General features: G+C 36.1%; 20 protein-coding genes. 6 read left to right on the top strand and 14 right to left on the bottom strand.

The window, feature by feature from the left end:
* Positions 1–63: 63 nt before the first annotated feature.
* From ABXT71_RS04345 to ABXT71_RS04330, 4 genes are all read left to right on the top strand, one after another.
* Entirely contained in the window at positions 64–1,398 is a 1,335-nt protein-coding gene (locus ABXT71_RS04345; RefSeq protein WP_415372626.1) for an MATE family efflux transporter, read from the top strand.
* Positions 1,399–1,903: 505 nt separating this feature from the next.
* Positions 1,904–2,311 (top strand): pyruvate kinase, encoded by a 408-nt coding sequence (locus ABXT71_RS04340; RefSeq protein WP_415372625.1) that lies wholly within the window; start codon positions 1,904–1,906, stop codon positions 2,309–2,311.
* A gap of 182 nt (positions 2,312–2,493) precedes the next feature.
* Entirely contained in the window at positions 2,494–2,637 is a 144-nt protein-coding gene (locus ABXT71_RS04335; RefSeq protein ID WP_415372624.1) for a hypothetical protein, read from the top strand.
* An 84-nt stretch (positions 2,638–2,721) separates the two neighbouring features.
* A complete protein-coding gene (locus ABXT71_RS04330) occupies positions 2,722–3,171 on the top strand; it encodes a 6-pyruvoyl trahydropterin synthase family protein (RefSeq protein WP_415372623.1) in 450 nt (149 codons plus the stop codon).
* Between the two features lie 83 nt (positions 3,172–3,254).
* Here ABXT71_RS04330 and ABXT71_RS04325 read toward each other — a convergent pair whose 3' ends face one another.
* On the bottom strand, positions 3,255–6,179 hold the full coding sequence (locus tag ABXT71_RS04325; RefSeq protein WP_415372622.1) for a GEVED domain-containing protein: 2,925 nt from the start codon (positions 6,177–6,179) through the stop codon (positions 3,255–3,257).
* Between the two features lie 222 nt (positions 6,180–6,401).
* Here ABXT71_RS04325 and ABXT71_RS04320 point away from each other — a divergent pair, with 222 nt between their 5' ends.
* On the top strand, positions 6,402–7,160 hold the full coding sequence (locus tag ABXT71_RS04320) for a UDP-2,3-diacylglucosamine diphosphatase (RefSeq protein ID WP_415372621.1): 759 nt from the start codon (positions 6,402–6,404) through the stop codon (positions 7,158–7,160).
* Positions 7,161–7,170: 10 nt separating this feature from the next.
* Here the strand turns inward: ABXT71_RS04320 and ABXT71_RS04315 are convergent, their stop codons facing one another.
* The gene (locus tag ABXT71_RS04315) at positions 7,171–7,680 is read right to left on the bottom strand and encodes an acyl-CoA thioesterase (protein WP_415372620.1); all 510 of its coding nucleotides are present in this window, start codon (positions 7,678–7,680) and stop codon (positions 7,171–7,173) included.
* 128 nt (positions 7,681–7,808) lie between these two features.
* Complete coding sequence (locus ABXT71_RS04310; protein WP_415373061.1) at positions 7,809–8,744, bottom strand: SPOR domain-containing protein; 936 nt, start codon at positions 8,742–8,744, stop codon at positions 7,809–7,811.
* A gap of 88 nt (positions 8,745–8,832) precedes the next feature.
* Here ABXT71_RS04310 and dprA point away from each other — a divergent pair, with 88 nt between their 5' ends.
* Positions 8,833–9,951 (top strand): DNA-processing protein DprA, encoded by a 1,119-nt coding sequence (gene dprA / locus ABXT71_RS04305; protein WP_415372619.1) that lies wholly within the window; start codon positions 8,833–8,835, stop codon positions 9,949–9,951.
* A gap of 160 nt (positions 9,952–10,111) precedes the next feature.
* Here the strand turns inward: dprA and ABXT71_RS04300 are convergent, their stop codons facing one another.
* The 11 genes from ABXT71_RS04300 to ABXT71_RS04250 form a co-directional block, all read right to left on the bottom strand.
* The gene (locus ABXT71_RS04300; protein ID WP_415372618.1) at positions 10,112–10,921 is read right to left on the bottom strand and encodes a glycosyltransferase family 2 protein; all 810 of its coding nucleotides are present in this window, start codon (positions 10,919–10,921) and stop codon (positions 10,112–10,114) included.
* Positions 10,890–12,245 carry an undecaprenyl-phosphate glucose phosphotransferase gene (locus tag ABXT71_RS04295; RefSeq protein ID WP_415372617.1) on the bottom strand — a complete coding sequence of 452 codons (1,356 nt, stop codon included), beginning with the start codon at positions 12,243–12,245 and terminating at the stop codon, positions 10,890–10,892. Before ABXT71_RS04295 ends, ABXT71_RS04300 begins: the two co-directional genes overlap by 32 nt.
* A 2-nt stretch (positions 12,246–12,247) precedes the next feature.
* Positions 12,248–13,234, bottom strand: a complete 987-nt coding sequence (locus tag ABXT71_RS04290) for a UDP-glucuronic acid decarboxylase family protein (protein ID WP_415372616.1) — start codon at positions 13,232–13,234, stop codon at positions 12,248–12,250.
* A gap of 31 nt (positions 13,235–13,265) precedes the next feature.
* The gene (locus ABXT71_RS04285) at positions 13,266–14,564 is read right to left on the bottom strand and encodes a UDP-glucose dehydrogenase family protein (protein ID WP_415372615.1); all 1,299 of its coding nucleotides are present in this window, start codon (positions 14,562–14,564) and stop codon (positions 13,266–13,268) included.
* Positions 14,564–15,655 (bottom strand): glycosyltransferase, encoded by a 1,092-nt coding sequence (locus ABXT71_RS04280; protein ID WP_415372614.1) that lies wholly within the window; start codon positions 15,653–15,655, stop codon positions 14,564–14,566. The genes ABXT71_RS04285 and ABXT71_RS04280 overlap by 1 nt, the downstream gene beginning before the upstream one ends.
* Positions 15,652–16,455 carry a glycosyl hydrolase gene (locus tag ABXT71_RS04275; RefSeq protein WP_415372613.1) on the bottom strand — a complete coding sequence of 268 codons (804 nt, stop codon included), beginning with the start codon at positions 16,453–16,455 and terminating at the stop codon, positions 15,652–15,654. Before ABXT71_RS04275 ends, ABXT71_RS04280 begins: the two co-directional genes overlap by 4 nt.
* The gene (locus ABXT71_RS04270) at positions 16,356–17,132 is read right to left on the bottom strand and encodes a hypothetical protein (protein ID WP_415372612.1); all 777 of its coding nucleotides are present in this window, start codon (positions 17,130–17,132) and stop codon (positions 16,356–16,358) included. Before ABXT71_RS04270 ends, ABXT71_RS04275 begins: the two co-directional genes overlap by 100 nt.
* A 9-nt stretch (positions 17,133–17,141) precedes the next feature.
* The gene (locus ABXT71_RS04265; protein ID WP_415372611.1) at positions 17,142–18,377 is read right to left on the bottom strand and encodes an O-antigen ligase family protein; all 1,236 of its coding nucleotides are present in this window, start codon (positions 18,375–18,377) and stop codon (positions 17,142–17,144) included.
* A 17-nt stretch (positions 18,378–18,394) separates the two neighbouring features.
* Positions 18,395–19,213 carry a glycosyltransferase gene (locus tag ABXT71_RS04260; protein WP_415372610.1) on the bottom strand — a complete coding sequence of 273 codons (819 nt, stop codon included), beginning with the start codon at positions 19,211–19,213 and terminating at the stop codon, positions 18,395–18,397.
* Positions 19,214–20,242, bottom strand: a complete 1,029-nt coding sequence (locus tag ABXT71_RS04255; protein ID WP_415372609.1) for a hypothetical protein — start codon at positions 20,240–20,242, stop codon at positions 19,214–19,216.
* Positions 20,243–20,447: 205 nt separating this feature from the next.
* Entirely contained in the window at positions 20,448–21,818 is a 1,371-nt protein-coding gene (locus ABXT71_RS04250; RefSeq protein WP_415372608.1) for an O-antigen ligase family protein, read from the bottom strand.
* Positions 21,819–21,846 lie beyond the last annotated feature (28 nt).

The following is a 21,846-nucleotide window of genomic DNA, read 5'->3' as shown; positions in this document are numbered from 1 at the left end:
TGAAACAATGCCAGTACCATTACGTCTGAAAATACGTATGCAAAGTATAACTTTGCAGCACCAATGGCATTGACAGATATTTCATTTAAACGAATTCAACAACTCGCGATTCCTGCAATTATCGCAGGGATTGCTGAGCCTGTTTTGTCTAGTACAGATGCAGCGATTGTGGGTAATATTCCAGAATTTGGCACAGAATCACTTGCTGCAGTTGGTATTGTAGGGGCATTTTTATCTGCGCTTATCTGGATTCTTGGTCAGACAAGAAGTGCAATTTCTGCCATTATCTCGCAAAATTTAGGTGCAGGTAAAATAGGAGACCTGAAGAGTTTTCCAGCACAAGCTGTTTATTTTAATGTGGGACTCAGTATTATCGTTTTAGCATCAACTTACTTTTCTGTAACAGAAATATTTACCCTTCTCAATGCAAAAGGAATGATCCTAGACCTCAGCGTTGCATACTATGACATTAGAGTTTGGGGCTTCCCATTGACGCTGTTCACCTTCGCGGTTTTTGGAATCTTTAGAGGCTTACAGAATACCTTTTGGCCCATGATTATTGCGGCTATCGGCGCCGGAGTTAATATTGGGCTAGACTTCTTGTTTGTGTATGGTCTAGATGGCTACATAGAAGCAATGGGGGTAGTGGGGGCTGCTTGGGCTAGTTTGATCGCACAAGCAATCATGGCGCTCTTAGCGCTTATCTTGGTATTAAAGAAAACAGATGTCTCTCTGCGATTAAAGTTAAAACTACATCCCGAAATAAAGCGATTGGTCTCGATGAGTTCAAATCTATTTTTGAGGTCTGTCGCATTAAATGTTGCTTTAATCCTATCAACCAGAGAAGCAGCCGGGCTTGGTACTGCGGTCGTCGCGGCACATACCATCGCATTAAACATATGGCTTTTCACCGCTTTTTTCTTAGACGGTTACGGCGCAGCCGGTAATATTCTTGGTGGCAAACTCTTAGGCGAAGGTGATTTTAAAAAATTATGGCATTTAACAAAACGAGTCATCTCTTATAACGTTATCGTTGCTTTGGGACTCGTTGCCCTAGGAGCTATTTTTTACGAACCATTAGGGTGGGTTTATAACAAAAACCCAGAAGTGATTTCTATCTACTCCAGCGTCTTTTTTATGGTGCTTGTTATGTTGCCTTTTAGTGCCATTGCATTTACCCTCGACGCTATTTTTAAAGGACTTGGCGAGATGGGGTATTTACGCAATGTGCTTCTGGCATCCACTTTTTTAGGCTTTGTTCCGGTGTTATTTCTATCTAAGCAAACAGGCTGGGGCTTGTGGGGCATCTGGTTAGCCTTAACTGTTTGGGTTGCTTGGCGTGGCGTGGCCCTTGTGGTGAAGTTTTATAGAAAATATTTACCTTTAGTAAAAGGGTAGCTGTTTTCAGCGTTTATAAATGTAGCTGTTTATCAAAGCACTCTCTATCGTGTTCAATCTAAATAAAAACACAAACCATTCAGGTTTTTTACTATTTTACCCCTTAAGTTTAATTTCTTAGCTAGTTAACGATTAGGTTTTCACAGCCCACTCTTACATCTTAACAAACAAGTCTGACACCTTGATTTTATGAAAAGGCCTATAAAAGGTTGTTTCCACATTTGAGAAGCTCAAACAAGACATTCAAAAGAAATAAAATATCGTTCCTTTTATTGAAACATCTTTGTTTTGATAAAAAACAATAGTTTGAGTATTTCCTAAGGAAGATATTAATGAACATTAAATAATAGGGCTCTCTCTTTGTAATTCATTTGATTAATAAAGTTAATTGTTCTGGTTTCCTTAGGATCTAGAGACGCGTAATAATGTGTCTTGAAGGACGGTTAATAACATTCCATAAAACTAGTTGCGTAGTGTTTATATTTTTTGAAATTTGGCTTCTCTTATGAAGCAATTAGAAATAGGTGATAAAATGTACAATGTCAAGCAACAAGGCTTTGACGATTTTATGCGGTACAGTTTTTCTGAAGTTGTTGGGCTCACAATAACGCTCGCCGTTTTAAAAAATGGAGTCAAAATAATTAATCAACCTAAAACTTCTTTTGTAGAGTCAATAGGATATTCGGTAAATAGAGATAGAAACACACACTGGCACCTGATGACTGTTGAGGTAATTAGAAAGGCACAGTTAGAAAACGAAAAGATTGCTATTCACGATTGGTTTGAAGAGACGCAGTTTACTTTTGAAGACAAACGTGCTATTTATAATGCATTTAAAGTGCAAAAGCAGGAAATACAAGCCGTTAGAATAAACTCATTAGGTTTTAATGTGGAAACTGTTAGCAAAGGTTAATAGTCTTTCTTTTATGAGAATTTAAACACAAAATATGACACCGAAAAGGCTGCTAGAATGCAAATTACAATTCCTTTTATTAAAAAAGATTAGCTCAAAAATAGTAGTGCTTTTATCGTTTACATTTTAAAATAAAATCTTCAACTTAGGATTAAAAGATACCCGTCTAGACGGGATTGCACATGGAAGTATTTGAATACCTAACAGGCAAAGGCGGATTGATGATTCTCGGGATCATTATCATTAGCGCAGTACTATTTAAGAAGTATAAAAACTGGCGTTACTTTAAGGATTTAGAAAAGCGTAGAAAGAATAAGGATAAGTAGGTTATCTTTGTATTTATATATGGCTACAAGTTGTCTCCATTTTATTCAACCTAAAAAAGTATTCCGCCAACGCGGAAATTGAAAATGTCTAAAATACGTATCACTAAACAATTTTCTTTTGAAACCGGTCACGCCCTTTATGGCTATGACGGTAAATGTCGCAATGTACACGGGCACAGTTATAAACTATCTGTAACAGTTATCGGTACTCCTATTTCAGAAACAAGTAACGTAAAGTACGGGATGGTTATCGATTTTAGTGATCTAAAAAAGATTGTGAAAGAAGAGATTGTAGATGTCTTTGATCACGCCACCGTTTTTAATAAAAATACGCCTCACGTAGAGCTTGCAAAAGAATTGAGCGATCGCGGACATTCTGTTATTTTAGCAGATTATCAACCTACAAGCGAGATGATGGTCATTGATTTTGCTGAAAAAATCAAACTACGTCTCCCTCAAAATATCACATTATATTCATTGAGATTACAAGAAACCGCTACTAGCTTTGCAGAGTGGTTTGCAAGTGACAACTAGATTTTTCCCAAATGAAAAAAACATATTAAACCAAAAAGAGCAGGATATTCCTGCTCTTTTTGGTTTAATCAATAGTCGTAAAATTACTGCACTATAATACGTGCTGTTTTATAACTAGTTGTTGTTTGCCCGCCTATTTTAAGAAGGTATACTCCGCTAGAAACGCTAGACATATCAAGATTCATTTTATAGGTTCCATTTTCTCTTGGTAATCTCTTTTCAAAGCCTATTTCTTGACCTAAAACATTATAGATACCTAAGAATACATTTCCTTCAAATTGTGTCTGTAAAGAAACCTGAAACTGATTATTAGCAAGCGTCGTTACAACAAGGTCTCCATTAGAAATTGCAAAATCTGCTGTTCCAAGAATACCTACATTAACGGTGTAATCTTCTGTTTCTCCATATTCAGATTCTGCACAAGGGTCGTTATCAACCTCAGCTTGCCAGCTACTCTTAGCCCGCATTAAGTGCTCTCCTATGGCCGCTCCTGATGGAATCATTAATGTTAACGTTTCTGTATAACTACCTGCCGCTGCACCTGGTGCAATAACAAAATTAGGAACTACTATCTCATCATTGGTGAAATCTAGATCATCATTAAAATCAATCCATACTTTTACATTTTGATCTCCATACTCCGTAGTAAACGTAATGTCGTTCGTTGTTCCTTGAGATAGATTTGCAATTTGAGCAGTAAAATCACCGTAGCCTTCACAGTCTGAAGTGTTATTAATTTCAGCAATTTGAACTAATCTAAAACCATCACCAAATGAACAATCCATCGACGGCATACAAAATACATTTTCGAGATCAAGTGTTGAAGCATTATTGCCGTTGTCTAAATCTCCAGTCAACAATGTAGTAACAACAAGTGTGTAAGCTCCTAATTCTGAAAAATCAAATGGCACAGCAAAATCAAAAATAGCTTCTTCTTGAGAATCAATCGTTCCTACAAAAGTTTCAACTACTGGTGTAGCTCCATTCACTGAATATTGAACATCAAATCCAGATGCTGACGATGCGCCAAAATTTCTGAGGTTTGCTGAAATTATTTCTGTTCCTAAAGTTTCTCCATTTATTGGTGCCGTTATCTCAATGGCTCCTATATCATTCAAAAATAAGTGAGTCACCTCTTTAGGTAAAATATTATTAACCGAAAACTCATCTGTTGATAAATCTGTAGTTACTTCAAGCATATATGTTTGTCCTGCCGCAGAAAGATCTACTGTCTGTGCAAAGGTGAAAGATTGAAATTCATTAGGGTTTATGTTTCCTGTGTACGTTTCAGAAGCAACCAATACTCCATCAAGCCTAAGCTGTAAAGGAATGCTTGTTTGTGCGTCTGTACCAAAATTACGTATATCAATCGACACTATTTCTGTAGTAGTTAAAGCGCCGTCTTCTGGTGTGGTAATAGCAATAGGTCCAACATCAGATCCAAATCCTCCTGATAATTGAAAAGATGCAATTTGAGTTCTCCATTGGTTTGTAGAAGAAAAATAATCTGATGTAAACCAAAACGTAAAGTTGTCTGGATCCATTGTCATATGAGAATAATCTCCATAGCGATTTGCATTATTTCTAACACCGGGTCCATCAATTATTACTGTTTCAGCAACCGTCATTTGTCCTAATGGGTCATTATTAAATCTTCCGGTGTACCTAAGCGATACAGGGAGGGTCTCACTAGCTGTTGTATAAGCCATTCCTATATTTCCTGAAGCATCCATTGCAGCACTACTCATTAATCTACTATGGCCATCTGCAATAGCAAAGGTCCCCTCTTGAAAAATACTCCAGTCTGTGGTTGTTGCATCGTTTCTAAGTTCTATCCATCTGATTCCTCCTGTTTCATTATCGTCAATAAATGTATTGAAAGTAATAACCCAAGAATTGTGATCGTCAAAAGGTCTATAGTTTGCAGCGTATGAAATTATACCTCCGTGACCTGCTAATCGTTGACTAGTCCCTGGTTGTCTAATAGCTCCATTCCCGTCGCCAAATAATTCACTAGCATCAAAAGGATCTGTAGGAATCTCTTGTGGTGCAGAAATAGTTGAACTGTTAATATCATCCCAGTCTACATCAATTTCCCACACTTTTAAATGATCAAATCCTATTCCTCCCCAAGCATCATCCTGAAGATACGTAATATAACCTGGCAAAGAAGTGTCTACAGTTGTCCCAAGTAAATTTGCCGCTGCAGGGCTTTTTACTTGATTTGGGTTATCCACTATATCGGGTAAAGAAAACATTAAAATTTGAGGATCTGGTCCTCCTGCAAGCATTACGTCTCTCTCCATTACAACTCCCAAAGATGCAAATCCACCTAAGTTTATTGTACCATAATAGCCATCATGCCATACCGCATAATGAGGGTAATCTGGCAAAGAACTAAATGTGTAAGAATATACGTTATACGCTCCTGTAGGATCACTAGTCTCAGATACTCCATAAAGCAAGTCATTACTCACATTAAGGTTTCCGAAACCACTTACAACCCATCTATCAGCTAATTGGTCATAAAGAACAATTGGATCTCCAAAACTTGTACTCCCTAAAAAGGCGCCCAAATTTACTGGGCCTACTAAAAGGCCCCCTGTTTTGTCAAAAATCTTTACCAATGCATTTACTGAATGCACATAGTGATTAGGCCCTACAGCCCCTGTAGGATCTGGCGGGAATGAACCCGACTCAGAAGAAGATGCTCCCACAAAATTTTGTAGTAGTGGCAATACCGCTATTTTTCCTTGCTCCGTCTGAAGATCTGGAATTACAGTAGTCGTAGTGTTTAATTGGTAGGGTGTTGTAGAGATGTTCATCACCTCCATTTGTGTATTTGGATCACTAAAATTATTAGGTCCCATAGTTGCAAAATCTCTAAGCGCCGCTGTTTTACCTAAGAATGTTCCAGTAATTACTTGATCTGGCGGGAAAGATTGCTGAGAAAATATATTACTCGTGGCAAATACAAGCCCTAAAATTAAAAGTATTTTTAGTTTCATAATGATTTGATCTTTTGCGCAATTTAAGGATAATTTCTAAAAACCAATGTGGCTTTAATACTCTTAAAAGCTCACAAAATTCTAATATTCTATGAGGATGTATTTATTTTCAATCTCTTAATCTGCTTAGGGTCTCTTAAATAATTTAACTGTAGAATATTCAAACTTATTTACAATAAACTCCCGCTAAAAACTGATACCTAGAATCCCTATCTTTACCAAATGCAAATTCCTCCAGGAAAAAAAATATACTTCTCTAGCGACAACCATCTTGGTGCTCCTTCAGCTTCCGAAAGTTTGCCTCGTGAAAAGAAATTTGTGCGTTGGCTTGACGAAATTAAAGAAGACGCGGCTGGTGTTTTTTTGTTAGGAGATTTGTTTGATTTCTGGTTTGAGTATAAAACTGTTGTGCCTAAAGGTTTTGTTAGAGTGTTAGGCAAACTTGCCGAAATAAGCGACAGCGGTATCCCCATCTACTTCTTTGTGGGGAACCACGATTTGTGGATGAAAGACTATTTTCAAAAAGAACTGGGCATTACTACCTATCGTGATATTAAAGAATTTACATTTAATAATAAAGTATTCCTCATAGGACATGGTGACGGAAAAGGCCCTGGCGACAAAGGCTATAAGCGGATGAAAAAAGTGTTTACAAATCCTATTTTTAAATGGCTCTTTAGATGGTTTCACCCAGAAATGGGAATGCGTCTAGCACAATATCTTTCGGTTAAAAACAAGCTGATTTCTGGTGAGGATGACAAGAAATTTCTAGGAGAAGAAAACGAATGGTTAGCCTTATACGCGAGGCGAAAATTAGAATCTAAGCATTACGACTACTTTGTCTTTGGGCATAGACATCTTAATATGGAGATCCAAGTGGGTGAAAAATCTACCTATTTTAATCTAGGGGATTGGATTACTCAGTATACCTATGGGGTGTACGATGGGGAGAAATTTACTTTAGAGACTTTTGAAAAATAATTTATTAAGACTACTGAAAAAGTGCCTTCAACTCTGTCGCCTCTTCCGGCTTAATCTTCTTCGCTAAGAGAAGGCTTAATTGCTTTCTTCTTAAGGCCCCCTCAAAACGTTCTTGTTCTAATTTGGTTTCTGGCGCTAACGGCGGTACTGGTACTGGGCTCCCCATTTCATCAACAGCGACAAAAGTGTAAATTGCCTCATTTGCCTTGCTTTTAATACCGCTTTCGCGATCTTCTATCCAAACATCCATATACACCTCCATCGAGCTCTTAAATGCTCTGGAAACGTGTGCCTCAACAGTCACAACACTTCCTAGCGGGATCATCTTATTAAACGCTACGTGATTTACAGAAGCGGTCACAACGATGCGACGACTATGTCTTCTTGCTGCAATACTGGCTGCACGATCCATGCGAGCTAATAGCTCGCCACCAAACATATTACCTATAGGGTTTGTTTCGCTCGGTAAAACAAGGTCTGTTATAACGGTACGGGACTCTGAGGGTGTTTTAGCTTCCATTTTAAAATTTTTGCAAAGATAAGGTGATTTCAGCGAGTGATTTCTGAAAGAAATGATAAATTATAAAGTTTAAAAAGAAAGATGAAAAATCGTTTGACTGAAAAAAGTAAAACTAAAAAGAAAATTAATTACAGTCCTTGAACCAATAACCAAGCATCTCGATTCTCTGAACGCTGTATAGTGCTTAGTACATTTTGTGCCTCTTGTCTTGTTTCAAAACTATTGTACACGACTTGATGAAGGCCATAGCGATTTGCGCCTATATACTTAGCGGTGTATCCTTTATCACTGAGTTGTGCTATTTTCTTGTAAGCGTTTGCTTCTATTCTAAACGCTCCTGCCACTATATGATAACGCCCAGTTTCCTTTGGCACTGTAATATTAATAGCCGGCAAGGGGTTAGGAAAAGCAAATGTAGCTTCCTGGATTTGCAAATCAACAAGGCTGTCAGCCTTTTGTTTTTGTACAAAGTTATGGTTGGCAACATCGCCCTCATACCATTTTACTCCACTGAGGCCTGCAAGCGTAAGCGCTATAAGTCCTATAGCAGCATAGCGTAAATACGGAGTCTTTTTGCGTCGTTCTGGTGTAAATAATAAAGGTGCGTTTTTCTCTAACGCTGTTACTTGATCCTTGTACAAATTTCGTTGTACAGGAATAGAAGTTACAGACGCCAAACCAAAAGAAGCAGTACTAAATGTTTCTTTTTGAGAAGGTATAAACTGGACGCGTTGCTCTTTATTAAGTGTAAACGAACCAATCTGAGGAATAACTACTTCTTTGTCTTCAGCTAAACTTAGTGAAAGTTGTGAGGTATAATTTCTTATTTGCTTTAAAGCTGTCTCATAAGACAAGCCATCTACCGTCGCTACATAATTTGCTAGCAGACCATCATTGGTTTGTAGTTGCTTATTAAAAGAAACCTGTTTTCCTGGAGGAAACATGGTGTGGTTTTCTCCATCTATCGTAGCAGATTGATACTGTGTCAAGAAGGCCCCAAATCCTGGGATGATCACACATTCATATCTGTACAGAAGGTCTTTTATGTAGGTAGCTAGTTGCATTGACACAAATATAAATTTTATTTTGGGTAACCGTGATTAGAATCACTGCTTTTATCAACAAATTGAAAAAAAGCGTTTCAGATAAAAAATGCTATTTTTAACATCTATGCTTACAGAACAAGAACTTCGTTATATGCTCGCCCTACAGCGTGTTCCTAATCTAGGTGATACGTCTGCAAAAAAACTCTTACATCATGTGGGATCTGCAGAAGGCGTCTTTAAGGAAAAGAAAGCCACCCTTCTTAAAATAGATGGTATAGGGGGTTTTAAGCTGAAATCGCTAGATGACAAACAATGGCTATCAGAAGCAGATGAAGAGCTTCGGTTTATAAAAGAAAACGATATAGCTGTCACGTACTTTAAAGACAAAAATTATCCCGAGCGCCTGAAACATTGCCTAGACGGTCCTATTCTATTTTTTCAAGTTGGAAATATTGATCTGGCTGGCAAAAAAATAATCTCTATTGTAGGAACCCGAAAAGTAACAAGCTATGGTGTTCATTTCTGCGAAAAACTCATTGAAGAACTCGCGCCGTTAAACCCAATAATTGTTTCTGGTTTTGCGTATGGTGTAGATATCACAGCGCATAAAGCCGCAATTGCAAATAATTTACAAACCATAGGTTGTTTTGCCCACGGGCTAAACCAAGTGTATCCTAAAGTGCACAAAAAATATGTGGCACAAGTAGAATCCCACGGTGGTTTTATTTCAGAATTCTGGAGCACAGATCCTTTTGACCGAGTAAATTTTTTAAAACGAAACCGTATCATCGCTGGTATGAGCGAAGCTACTATTGTTATAGAGTCTGCAGACAAAGGTGGCAGCCTGGTTACCGCAGACATCGCCAACAGTTATAGTCGAGAAGTTTTTGCTGTACCTGGCCGAGCTTTCGACTCGCAAAGTCGAGGTTGTAATGCGCTTATAAAATCTAACCAAGCACATTTGTGTACTGGTGCAGAAGATATTATTTTTCATCTAGGCTGGAAAGTAGAAGACAAAAAGCCGCAGCAGACTTCGCTCTTTGTTGAGCTCACTGCAGAAGAAAAAGTAGTTTTTAATTACTTGAAAGGAAAGGACAAAGAACTCCTTGACATCATTGCCATCGAATGTCAAATACCTACATATAAGGCGGCAACTGTTTTACTGAATATGGAATTGAAAGGGGTGATACGCCACTTACCGGGGAAGTTGTTTCAATTAGTGTAAGCAATTTCAACCTGATTAGTTTTTCTGCTGATGCAGTCTAAAATCAACACTTCTGAAAATTTTCTGTAATCAATTATTCCTAATGAGGTTTTTATAAGTATTTCGACTGCGCCGTATCTGACATTGTGAATTGGTTTATTGAACACAAAACTTAGCGATCTTACATTGTCTTTATATACTTAGGTCGTATAAAAAAGTATTCCCAGAAAAATTGCAATAAGCAGCCCAAGGACTTTAGCCAAGAATAGCCTAAGTAGGTTTTGTAAAAATCAAAATTATATGAAATCAATTTCCATTTGTTCGCGCTCATTGAATCTTCTCTTACTCGGTAAGAAGCAAGGTCTTCCTGTAATCCTAATGCCGGCTTTCCGCTTTTTTTAATGGCTTCTAACCATACCGCCCAGTCTTGACGTTTCCGAATGTTGGGAGCGATAATTTTGCCCAGCTTCTTTACATGGTACATCCCGGTAAGATTTCCGATGTAGTTGTTTTTATGCTGTTTCTTGTAAGGTAATATTGGTAAGGCCTCCACTCTTTTGTGTAATGAGTTTCCCTGTTCGTCTATGTGGAGGTAGCTCGTGAAACTCACGTCACTATCTTTTGCTTGCATAAAGCGAAGTTGCTTTTCTAGCTTTTCTCTGTGCCATACATCATCTGAATCCAAAAATGCAATGTACTCGCCTGTCGCTTCAGTAGTAGCTAGATTGCGGCAATGTGCAGCGCCTTTGTTTATTTTATTTGGGTAAAACTTAATACGCTTGTCATTTCCGACGAAATCTAAAACCAAGTCAGGACCGATATCTGAAGAGGCGTCATCTACAATGAGGAGCTCCCATTTTTGATAGGTCTGGTCAAGGACAGATTGAATGGCTTTTATAATAAAAGGAGCAGCATTATACAGAGGCGTTATAATGGAAACCAACGGTTGTGTGGTAGAACTAATATGCTTTTTCTTCTCCTCTAATGGCATTAAAAATGGTTTTAAAAACTACTTTAAGGTCTAAAAATAATGACCAGTTTTCTAAATAAAAGATGTCGTATTTCACACGGTTAATAATGTCATTGTCCGTCTCCACTTCTCCTCGATATCCGCTCACTTGCGCAAGACCTGTGATGCCTGGCTTAATAAAATGGCGTACCATAAACTTATCTATACGCTCTGCATACATATGTGTGTGACTCACCATGTGCGGGCGCGGTCCTACGACAGACATGTCACCTTTGAGTACGTTAATAAACTGTGGCAGCTCATCCATACTCGTTTTTCTAATGATTTTTCCTACTCTGGTAACCCGCTCATCTTCTTTCGTTGCTTGATATAAATGTGCGTCAGGACTGGGCGTCATGCTTCGGAATTTATAACAATAAAACTCTTTATAGTCCAAACCATTTCTGCGTTGTTTGAAAAACACTGGACCTTTAGATTCTAGTTTTATAATAATCCCCAACAACGGCGTGAGCCAAGAAAGAACAAATACAATCACAAACAGCGATAAAATAATATCAAACGTGCGTTTTATGAACTTGTTAAATGCCTCGTCCATTGGAATCTTGCGCATTGACAGAATGGGTAAAAAACCATAATAGGTAAAGTCTAATTTTTTACTATAAATCTCTTTATTGTCTGGTAAGAATTTAAGAATCTTAAGGTTGTTATCTGCAAAGTCTATAATCTTGTTGAGATTTACATTTGACGTTTCGCCAATAGACACATAAATCTCATCTATGTTATTTTCAAGAATAAAATCAAAGGTCTCCTCTAGAATCTCTTTTTCTTCTCCTTTTAGATTAAATGTTTTTTGCAGTTCATACCCGTATTCTGGTTTTTCCGTAAAAAACTTACGGAGTTGTTCTGTCTTTTGGTTGAGGCCATAAATAACGACTCTTCTTTGATTCCCTTTAAAGTAAATTCTATACTTTTTTAGCAAAAAGAAAATGACAAATTTAGCAATACTTATTCCTAATATCGCCCAAAGTATATAGATCACAATCTTCCAGGGATCCTTAGTTATCTGATTATAGAAACCGAAAAATGCAAAGACAATTAAAAAGAAAATAACACCCTGCTTCGCTAATGATGCTAATATCTTTTGGACGTGTGTAAATCGGTACACCTCATAAAATTGAATTTTTATGGAGAGTACAACCCATGCTAATGAAACGAAAATAATATAGTTTAAAAAGATAAACTTATCTTCAAAAAAAGGCGCAGCAAGTATGTGAATGATGCTAAGATCAATCGCATAATTGATAGGCGTAATAAACCCAGAATATCGTCCTGTTTTAAATATCATACCTAGTTAATATGCTTTGAAAAATCTTTGTGTTCACTTTTGTTTAGTTCTTCTTGAGATAGGTTCTTGAAATACTCATAGGTTTTTTTCATCCCTTCTGCCCTGCTCGTTTTTGGTTGCCATCCTAGTATTTCTATTGCCTTACTAATGTCTGGCCGACGCTGCATTGGGTCATCTTTAGGTAATGACTTGTATATCACTTTTTGATTTGTCCCCGTGAGTTTTATTATTTCTTCTGCAAAATCTTTTATGGTGATCTCGTCAGGGTTGCCTATGTTCACTGGCAATACATAGTCGCTCATTAGCAATCTATATAATCCATCTACCTCATCATCTACATAACAGAAAGAGCGTGTTTGCATTCCGTCCCCAAAAATAGTAAGGTCTTCTCCTCTTAAAGCTTGGCCAATAAAAGCCGGAATTACACGACCATCATTGAGTCTCATTCTTGGGCCATAGGTGTTAAAGATTCTAGCAATTCTGGTATCAATGCCGTGAAAACGATGATACGCCATCGTGATAGATTCTTGAAAACGCTTCGCTTCATCATATACCCCTCGTGGTCCTATGGTATTTACATGCCCGTAATATTCTTCTGTTTGTGGATGTTCTTTAGGATCACCATATACTTCTGAGGTTGAGGCAATCATAAATCGAGCCTCTTTTACACGCGCTAAGCCGAGTAGATTATGTGTTCCTAATGAACCTACTTTTAAGGTTTGAATCGGAATTTTTAAGTAATCTATAGGGCTTGCTGGAGAGGCAAAGTGTAAGATATAGTCGAGCTTACCAGGCACATGTACAAACTTTGTCACATCGTGATGGTAAAAATCAAAGTCAGGCAGCTTAAATAGGTGTTCTATGTTTTTCAGGTCTCCAGTAATGAGGTTATCCATCCCGATAACTTCAAACCCTTCTGCGATAAACTTATCACACAAGTGAGATCCTAAAAATCCTGCTGCTCCCGTTATGAGTACTCTTTTTTTCATACAATTCTTATGTGCTGAATCTTTTCAGCAATTATCTTCCTATGCTGATATACGTAAACCCTTCTTGTTTCATCTCTGCTGTATCATATAAATTACGACCATCAAAAACTACCGCGTTATTTAAGCTTGCTTTTAGTTTTTCTAAATTTGGTGTTCTAAAAATGCTCCATTCCGTACAGATAATTAAAGCATCTACTCCTTCTATAGCTTCATACATAGAGTTTGCATATTCAAGTGAGTTACCAAACTGCTTCTCTATATTTTCCATAGCTTCTGGGTCAAAGACCGTTAGTGAAGCTCCTTGTTCTAGCAACCCCTTCATCATATAAATAGAGGGTGCTTCTCGCACATCATCTGTTTCTGGCTTAAATGCTAAACCCCAGATGGCAAATTTCATTCCTTTAATATTTCCGCCGAAATGACTTTTAATACGTGGTAATAATATCGTTTTTTGACGCTCATTTACATCGATCACTGCGTCTAGTATTTTAAAATCATAGTTTTCATCTTTACCCGCTTTCTGCAATGCTTTCACATCTTTTGGAAAACAAGAACCGCCATATCCAATTCCTGGAAATAAAAACCGCTTACCTATGCGTGAATCTGTTCCCATCCCTACTCTCACTTTATCTACGTCTGCTCCCACTTTTTCACAGTAGTTAGCAATCTCGTTCATAAAGGTGATTTTTGTGGCCAAAAATGCGTTGGCCGCATATTTAGTCAATTCTGCAGACTTCTCGTCCATCACAATCACAGGGTTTCCTGAGCGCACGAAAGGCGCATAAAGCTTCTGCATTAAAGCCGTAGCTCTATCACTAGAAGAACCAATCACAATGCGTTCTGGTTTTAAAAAATCGTCTACCGCAAAGCCTTCTCTCAAAAATTCTGGATTAGAAACCACATCAAAATCGCACGCTGCATTTTTAGCAATTGTCGCATGTACTTTTTCTGCAGTCCCAACAGGAACGGTACTTTTATCTACAATGACTTTATAGTTTTTAATGAGTTTCCCTATTTCTTCTGAAACGCCAAGCACGTAGCTCAAATCTGCAGAGCCATCTTCGTCTTCAGGAGTGGGTAATGCTAAAAAAATAATCTCTCCAAAAGCCAATCCCTCTTCAAGAGAAGTGGTAAAATTTAGTCTATCTGCTTTTATATTTCGCTCAAACAAAACGTCTAAGTGTGGCTCATAAATAGGAACAACTCCTGCACGCATTTTTGCAACTTTACTTTCATCTATATCAACACATAGTACATCATTGCCTGTCTCCGCTAAACACGTTCCAGTTACGAGCCCTACATATCCTGTTCCTATTACTGCTATTTTCATTAACTATAATTGTTTTTCAATTTAAGCCCCACAAAGTTACTCATTTGAGATTCAAATTGAGCAATACTAAATCTTTCTGCATTTTCTCTGATGAGATGCGGATTAAACGAAAGGGTTTCAAATTTATGTATGCTTTCTTCTAAACTTCTTGAAGTGAGTTCTGAAAAGAAAATTCCTGTTTCATTTTCAATAATGGTCTCTAAGACACCGCCATATCCATAAGCAATTACAGGCGTTCCACAAGCTTGAGCTTCTATGGGAGCAATCCCAAAGTCCTCTATACCTGCGTGTACAAAGCCTTTAGCCTTACTTATATGCTTATTCACTTCTTTTGTTTCTACAAACCCGGTAAATGAAATATTGTCATTGGCCATTCTTTTTAGCTCAGGTAATTGACTCCCGTCTCCTACGATAACTAATTTTTTCCCTGTTGTGTTAAAAGCTTTTACAACCACATCAAAACGCTTGTAAGGTTCTATTCTTCCAACTGCTACGTAGTAATCTTCCTTTTTTTCTTTTAAGCTGAAATGCGCTAGATCGACGGGAGGGTAAATCACTTCAGAGTCTCGATTATACGTTTTCTTAACCCAGGCCTGTACAAATTTTGAATTGGAAACAATATAATCTGGTCTTTGTGCAGCTTTAATATCTGTCTTGCGCATTCTTTTTAATAAGGGAGCGGCAATCTTGTGAGCTTTTCCAAAGTAAAGCGAAGCATCATCCCAAATGTATTTTAAGTTTCTTGCTTGAAAATAAGAAATGTGTACTTGGTGAGGAGATGACTTTTTTATTCCTTTGGCCACGGCGTGTGATGAAGATATAATTAGATCTGCTTCAGGATCAATATTAATCGTACCTAAGAAATAGGAGAATAATGGTAAAAGCATCCTAAAATTGCCACCTGTGAACTTCATTTTAGTTTCGTGTATGGGCATATTGTTCCCATCAAACACTTTAGCTTGATCCCGTGGTTTCATTACATTAATCAACGTATAGCACTCTGTAAAATGAAAGGTGCTACAGAGCGACCTAATCACTCTTTCTGCGCCGCCATAGGCGTCTAACCAATCTACAACTAAGACTTTTTTCATTTTTTAAACGTAAATCCTGTTCTCTTTTCGTACCCGTTAATAATCGCTTCTATGTAAAACTTTCTAGATCTCACAATCGACTTGCTCACATCGACTCGTGATGTGCCTTCACTTAATTTTTTAACCAAAAATTTACTCTCATTAGGAGAAATAGTTATACCAAAAAGCTGCTTATAGCTATTTTGAATAAAAAGCAAGTCACTTGCTTCGGAAATTTTAGGTTTTTCAACTTTGTAAAATGCTGTTATAAATTGATCCAGCGTTTTTTTAGTAAGAGGTTCTTCCCAGAATGCCAAGTCTGTGGGTCTCAACTCACGTTCTAACAGTTTAGAAAATAAGTGTTTTAAATAATTCTCTTTCCAATGAAGGCTTTCCTCTATTTTAAAAGTCAATGTTTCAAATGCAGGGTTGTAAATAGGCTTCAAAAGATTTGACGCATTTACTAATCCAAAATAGGCTTCTACTGGGTGTTCATAACCAATCTTATCATCTAAGTTCAGTTGATTTAAAAGCTCATATACAAAATAACCCTGTACTTGGTTATTATTATCCAATGCGTCTATAAACCGCTCTAACCATACCGCTTGGGTTTCTTTAGAATGTTTAAATGTTCCTCTATGTTGATTAATTTCTGTAATCCAAATTGGTCTGTCAGTTATTTTTGCTAGCTCTACAAACACATTTCTTTTCAAGTCCTTTTTTACATAAGGATCCTCATAAGTGCCACTGCGAGAATACCAATGCCATCCAATGATATCATACGAGACATTTGCTTCTTCAAGCAATTTAAAAAGCCCCATCTGCTACTTCCTGCTCCATTAATAATGGTCTTTGCTGTGGGGTCTGCTTTTTTTATACCATCATTCATTCCGTTAAAGTATGCAGCAACTATATCAAATTGATCTTTATGATAGTGGTCTATTTGTGATCCATCGTCTCCGTCTTTTATTGTAACCAAATCCATCTCATTCCCAATTTCATAATAATCTATGTCAGCGCCGTATTCTTTTGCGAAGCCATAGGCTTTTTTTCTTCCCGCTTGATAGCTTTCATCTAGAGTGAGGGTTGTTCCTAATGGTTTAAATTGAAGAACGGGTAAAATTTTTATAGTGCCATTTTTACATCTTGAGCTAATTTCATCCCATCGGGTTTTATCCTTTTTATAATGTGTTAAACCCCCATTTAAATCTGTAACAACATTAAATCGATACATTGTTGTTTGTAATTGCTTCAATGCTTTTACCTGAAGATCCATTGCTGATAATTCCCAATAATCTGGACTTGTTACGGGATGACCGTTTATTCCCCAAATAAAATTTGACGCTAATACTGGGGGGTTTTCAAAATTTACCGTGGTGTCATCCATTCGTTTTTTTGACACGATAGCGTTTGCTTCTGTATTCTTTGCTATTTTAGATACCGCAGACGCGCATCCTGTCAACACAAAAATTAATCCTATAATTATGGTACGTTTCATCCCTCTAAATTAGGATTTGTGCTCATTATTAATCTTACCACCTTCTGGTGTTGACTTATAATCTAGTAAAATAAAAATTAATAATACTCCAAAATAGTATGCCCCTATTTGTCTATGAAAGTAATTTTCTATCAAACCAAAACTTACAAATGTGACTAACATAGCCATTAAATAGTAATCTTTTCTATGTTTAATAAAACTCCAGAAAAAGAAAGTAAGAAATAACAGCAACGCAATAATCCCTGCTCCCAAATAAATATCAATATACTGATTGTGCGTATTGTATCTTTTAAATAAAAACCACTCTTTTCTTTCTGGGTTCACAATGTCACTCTCGTAGCAGTTTACAAGTCGTTCTCGAGCTTGCTTAAACCCTAGTCCAGAGAACATTAATCCTTCTTCTTTTACTATTTTATTTGAACAGGCCCATATGACTGTCCTGGGTTCTCTTTTAAAAACTTTTTCTATTAAACTTTGGTCCTGATTATTATTTGTAATGTAAAAGAAACGCTCCGCCAGATTACTATTTAAAGCAAATGCTAATAAAATTACACTAACCGTTGCAACCAAGGTTATAATTATTATTTTTTTGTTGCGGGTTGAATAGAAAAATTGGAGTAGTGTAAGCGCGATAAGTGTTAGAATAGCCATCCTAGCAACTATAAGGAACACAAAAAGAATGTTTATGATAATGTTTGCTAAATGATACCGATTGTATGGATTGTATTTTTTTGAAATTGACTTGTAAGATATTACAACACTCATCACGCTAAGCAGGCCTAGGTAAAGTCTATCTATTAATAGGGTTGTAAGTGGATTTTCTGATGCGCCAAACTCAAATGTTCCAGTGTTTTTAATAAGCATTAGTATATTAAAGCAGGAAAAAATAACTGCCGCAATACTTGAAAAGATTATTGCATTTTTAAGTTTATCATTATTATAAATAGGTAGGTAAAGCAAAAGCATGCCTAAACCTATACCTACTTTTCCTATGATAGATTGATTTTCATCCCAATTTCCTGAAAGAACAGAAACTACCACCATGCTTAATAAAAAAGAAATAATTATAATTATTCCAGTTCTGTTAATTCGTAAAAAATCTTTTTTCGCTACTACAAAAGGGAATGATACCGCCAGGATAATGAGCAAGATATTAGGCCAAGCCCTCACATAATCATCAAAGGGCACTATAAAAAGTAATAGTGCAAAAGCATACGGGTAGATAGAACTAAGTAGAACTTTCATTATAAAATAGTTTTAATTTAATCGCTAATTTTTTTATTCTTTATTTTCATTTTAACCCACTCAAATAATGGCTCAGGTGTCCATAAAATAATATAATTCCGCATCAGACCATATATAGGATATATACCCCAATGGAAATGCTTTTTTATCAAAGTAACCCTGTTTTTTAACTGCTTTTTTCTTTTAAGAGCAGATATCCCAATAGGGCTCAGCTCACACTTTACAAGTATCTCGGTCAAGTTTGCCACTTTATGCTTCTTTAGAACTAAAAACAAGAAGGCATAATCTTCTGCGGCCTCATATTGTGTTGGATATTGCTTAATATTTTCTACGACCTCTCTTCTCATAAAAAATGTAGGGTGAATGATCATAGCATTTATATACATCTTATTCCTGATCTCTTTGTCTGTAGATGGAAGCTTTAGCGTAAACAATGTATCCCCATTCTGTCTAAAAAACGACACATTACTACCTACTAGATCAATCGAAGGATGATCATATAAAAACTTTTGCTGTCTAAAAAACCGTTGTGGCAGACACACATCACCACAGTCCAATCTAGCCAAAAATTTAAATTCATTTTGTAAAAAATATTCTAATCCATAATTTAACGCATGTTCAATCCCTTTATTATTAGCTAGGCATTCAATCACGATATCGACATTAGATGAAGCTTCATTTTTTAATAATGTCTCAGCTATTTTATCTTCTTTACTTCCATCATCAACTACAAGCACAGTTATCTTAAAGTCTTCCTGTATGCTATTAATTGCCGTTGCTAAGCCCTTAGGATTATTAAAATGAGGGATTAGGACTAATATTTTTGAATCTACCATTTATTGGTCTTTTTTTAGATTTTCTTGATTCAACTTTAAGCTGGCTCCTAGATAAACTAAAACTAACGAAAGCCACATGGCACACGTAAGTATTGCAACGTCTAGAACTGTTTCTATAAAACTAATAGTGATTATTAAAACTAACCCAACAATAATAAGTGAGACTATATTTGTTTGATTTATAAGCCTAATATGAACGCGAGCGCTTAGTGCTGATTCAAAAAGCCCAAAAAACACTTTAATCATACCTAAAAAAAGAAAGGATAATATAAGCCAAATTTCAGATTTAAAATCTACTTCAATTAATTGTAAAAAATTTGCAAGATAAGCCACCGCACACAAAACAATTGACAATAAAATTGATTGAAAAAATAAATTTTGAGTTTGTTTTAATAGGATTGTTCTTGAAAAATTTTCTTTAAAAAAAACAAGTTTTTTGAATCCAACATAGTTTTGAAGTAAATGAAAAGGAAACAGAAAAATATTAGCTAGGTAAAAATAATTCCCAAAAGTAGCCGCTCCAAATATTTCTTTAATATAATATCTATCAAAAAAGGTGATTCCTATTAATACAGAAATAGAAACACCAAAACCTATCCAGAATTTAATAAAATCTTTATTTTCAATAGTATTGCCGTATGAAAACGAAGTCTTAAAAAGCAAAATGACCGTTGTTATTAAAATGACCGTACAGAGAACAAAAACAGCATTAAACAATAATGTAAACTCGTGAAATTCCCATAAATAAAAGACGAATGCAAGCAGCAATAGTCCAAACTTCCAGATATTTGAAATCATTTGCGCTTTAACAAATTCACTTTTCAATCGATAAAAGTTGTATGAAATCATTGAAAGCACTGCACTTAAGGCAACAATTAATATCTTAATAAAGGAGTTTGAGCCGACAAAGAATTGTTTGTTAAATATATAAGTACCTATAATACAAACGACCAAAATTGTTAATCCTATCGCCCAGGGAAATTTTTTGTCTAAATATATTCTCTTATTCTTAATAGTAGTAACTCTCATTAACACCTTGTCTAATCCTAAGAGGCCTAGATTAAATACGGTTGCAATAAATGTGATTAAAATAGAGTACTCTCCATAATCTGTTTCGCTTAAAAGCGTTTTAAATAAAATATTGCATAAGAATATAGTGCCAGAGCCTAAAGCAATAAGCACGAATGAAAAATGATCTCTAATCATTCTCTTCATATAAGATATGGAGATAATACTACTGTCCATCCAAAACCACTTTATTCTTATTAGATTGATTACGATCTACAGCATACAATATGGCTAGAAATAACCAAAACCCGTATAACCTATAGGTGTCTATCTGAAGCCAATTTATAGCAATCCCTACTATACTTATGGTCAAAACCACTCCTAAAATATTCTTGATTACATCTTTTTTAAAATATAGTTGAATTGATTTATACAGCGCGGTAGCGATAATTAAAGCAAAAATTAAAAAACCTATAATTCCGTTTTCCGCAAGAATTCTTATGTATAAATTATACCCCGGCGGGAAGTTTCTTACGTTAGGATTTTTGTACCAAAGTTTAAACTCATAGTTACTAGTTGCTGCCCAAGGCGGATAATGATACTTACTGTAATACGCCTGTTGCCCTAGACCTACTCCCACTATAGGGTGTTCTTTAAAAACCTGAAGTTGTGCATATTGCATACCAAAGCGGCTGCGATTAGACACGTTATTAAGAAGGTTTTTCTGAAAATCTAATCGTTCTATTTTTTCAGTAATTTCTTCTGCAGCTTTTGCTCCTTTCGGACTTGAAAAAAATAATACTCCGAGCAAAACAAGTGCTCCCCCACCCAGTAAAATATATTTCCTATACACCTGTTGCCGCATCAAAATAAGAACGAAAAGAAACAATTGAAACAGTATAATAATTAAGGCTGTTCTAGAATCTGAGTAGTACGTAAGTATTAATACACAAATAGTTGGAATAAATCTTACTAGTGTTTTTTCTGTTAAAATATAACTAAACATCCAAGCCGCTACTGTAATTAAGAAAATGGCCAAAAAAGGTGCTTCAAAGGAAACAGATGAAATTCTATCAGAAAAATAATTGGGAAATTCGTAAAATGGAAAATAACTGAAAGCCTTAATAATAGGCGCTAAGAATGTCATCCCAAAATGAGCATACATAATTTCAAGCAGACCATATAAAAACACAAAGCTAAAGGACAACAAAAATACAAAACGCATTCTATAAAATATCTTTTCTATACTCCACTTGCGTAAAACATTAATGTACAGATAGATAAATAAGACGAGCGTAATGAATACTGAAATAAACTGTCTAAAAAACCTTTCTATACCCCCAGTCCCTTTGAGCGTATTTTTAGACATTTCTGGCAAGTTTATTAACGAAGAAATAATAATCCAAATGAGGTAGACCCCTATAAAAATAATGGGAGTATAGTTAAATGGAATAACTGTTTTTCTGCTGAGAAGAATGTCTATTAATAATACAAACGATCCCACAAAGAAGAAGTAGGCCGATGCTTCATTACTATATTCCCCTAAAAATGAGAGTCCAGTAAACTCGTTGAAAGGAATAAAAAATATCCCTATCAAAAATATTAAAGTGTATATTTTTCTTAAA

The sequence above is a fragment of the Patiriisocius sp. Uisw_047 genome (genome assembly GCF_047730165.1).
GTDB lineage: Bacteria > Bacteroidota > Bacteroidia > Flavobacteriales > Flavobacteriaceae > Patiriisocius.
The sequence above is the reverse complement of the archived record's forward strand: the minus strand, read 5'-3'. Positions and strand labels throughout refer to the sequence as shown.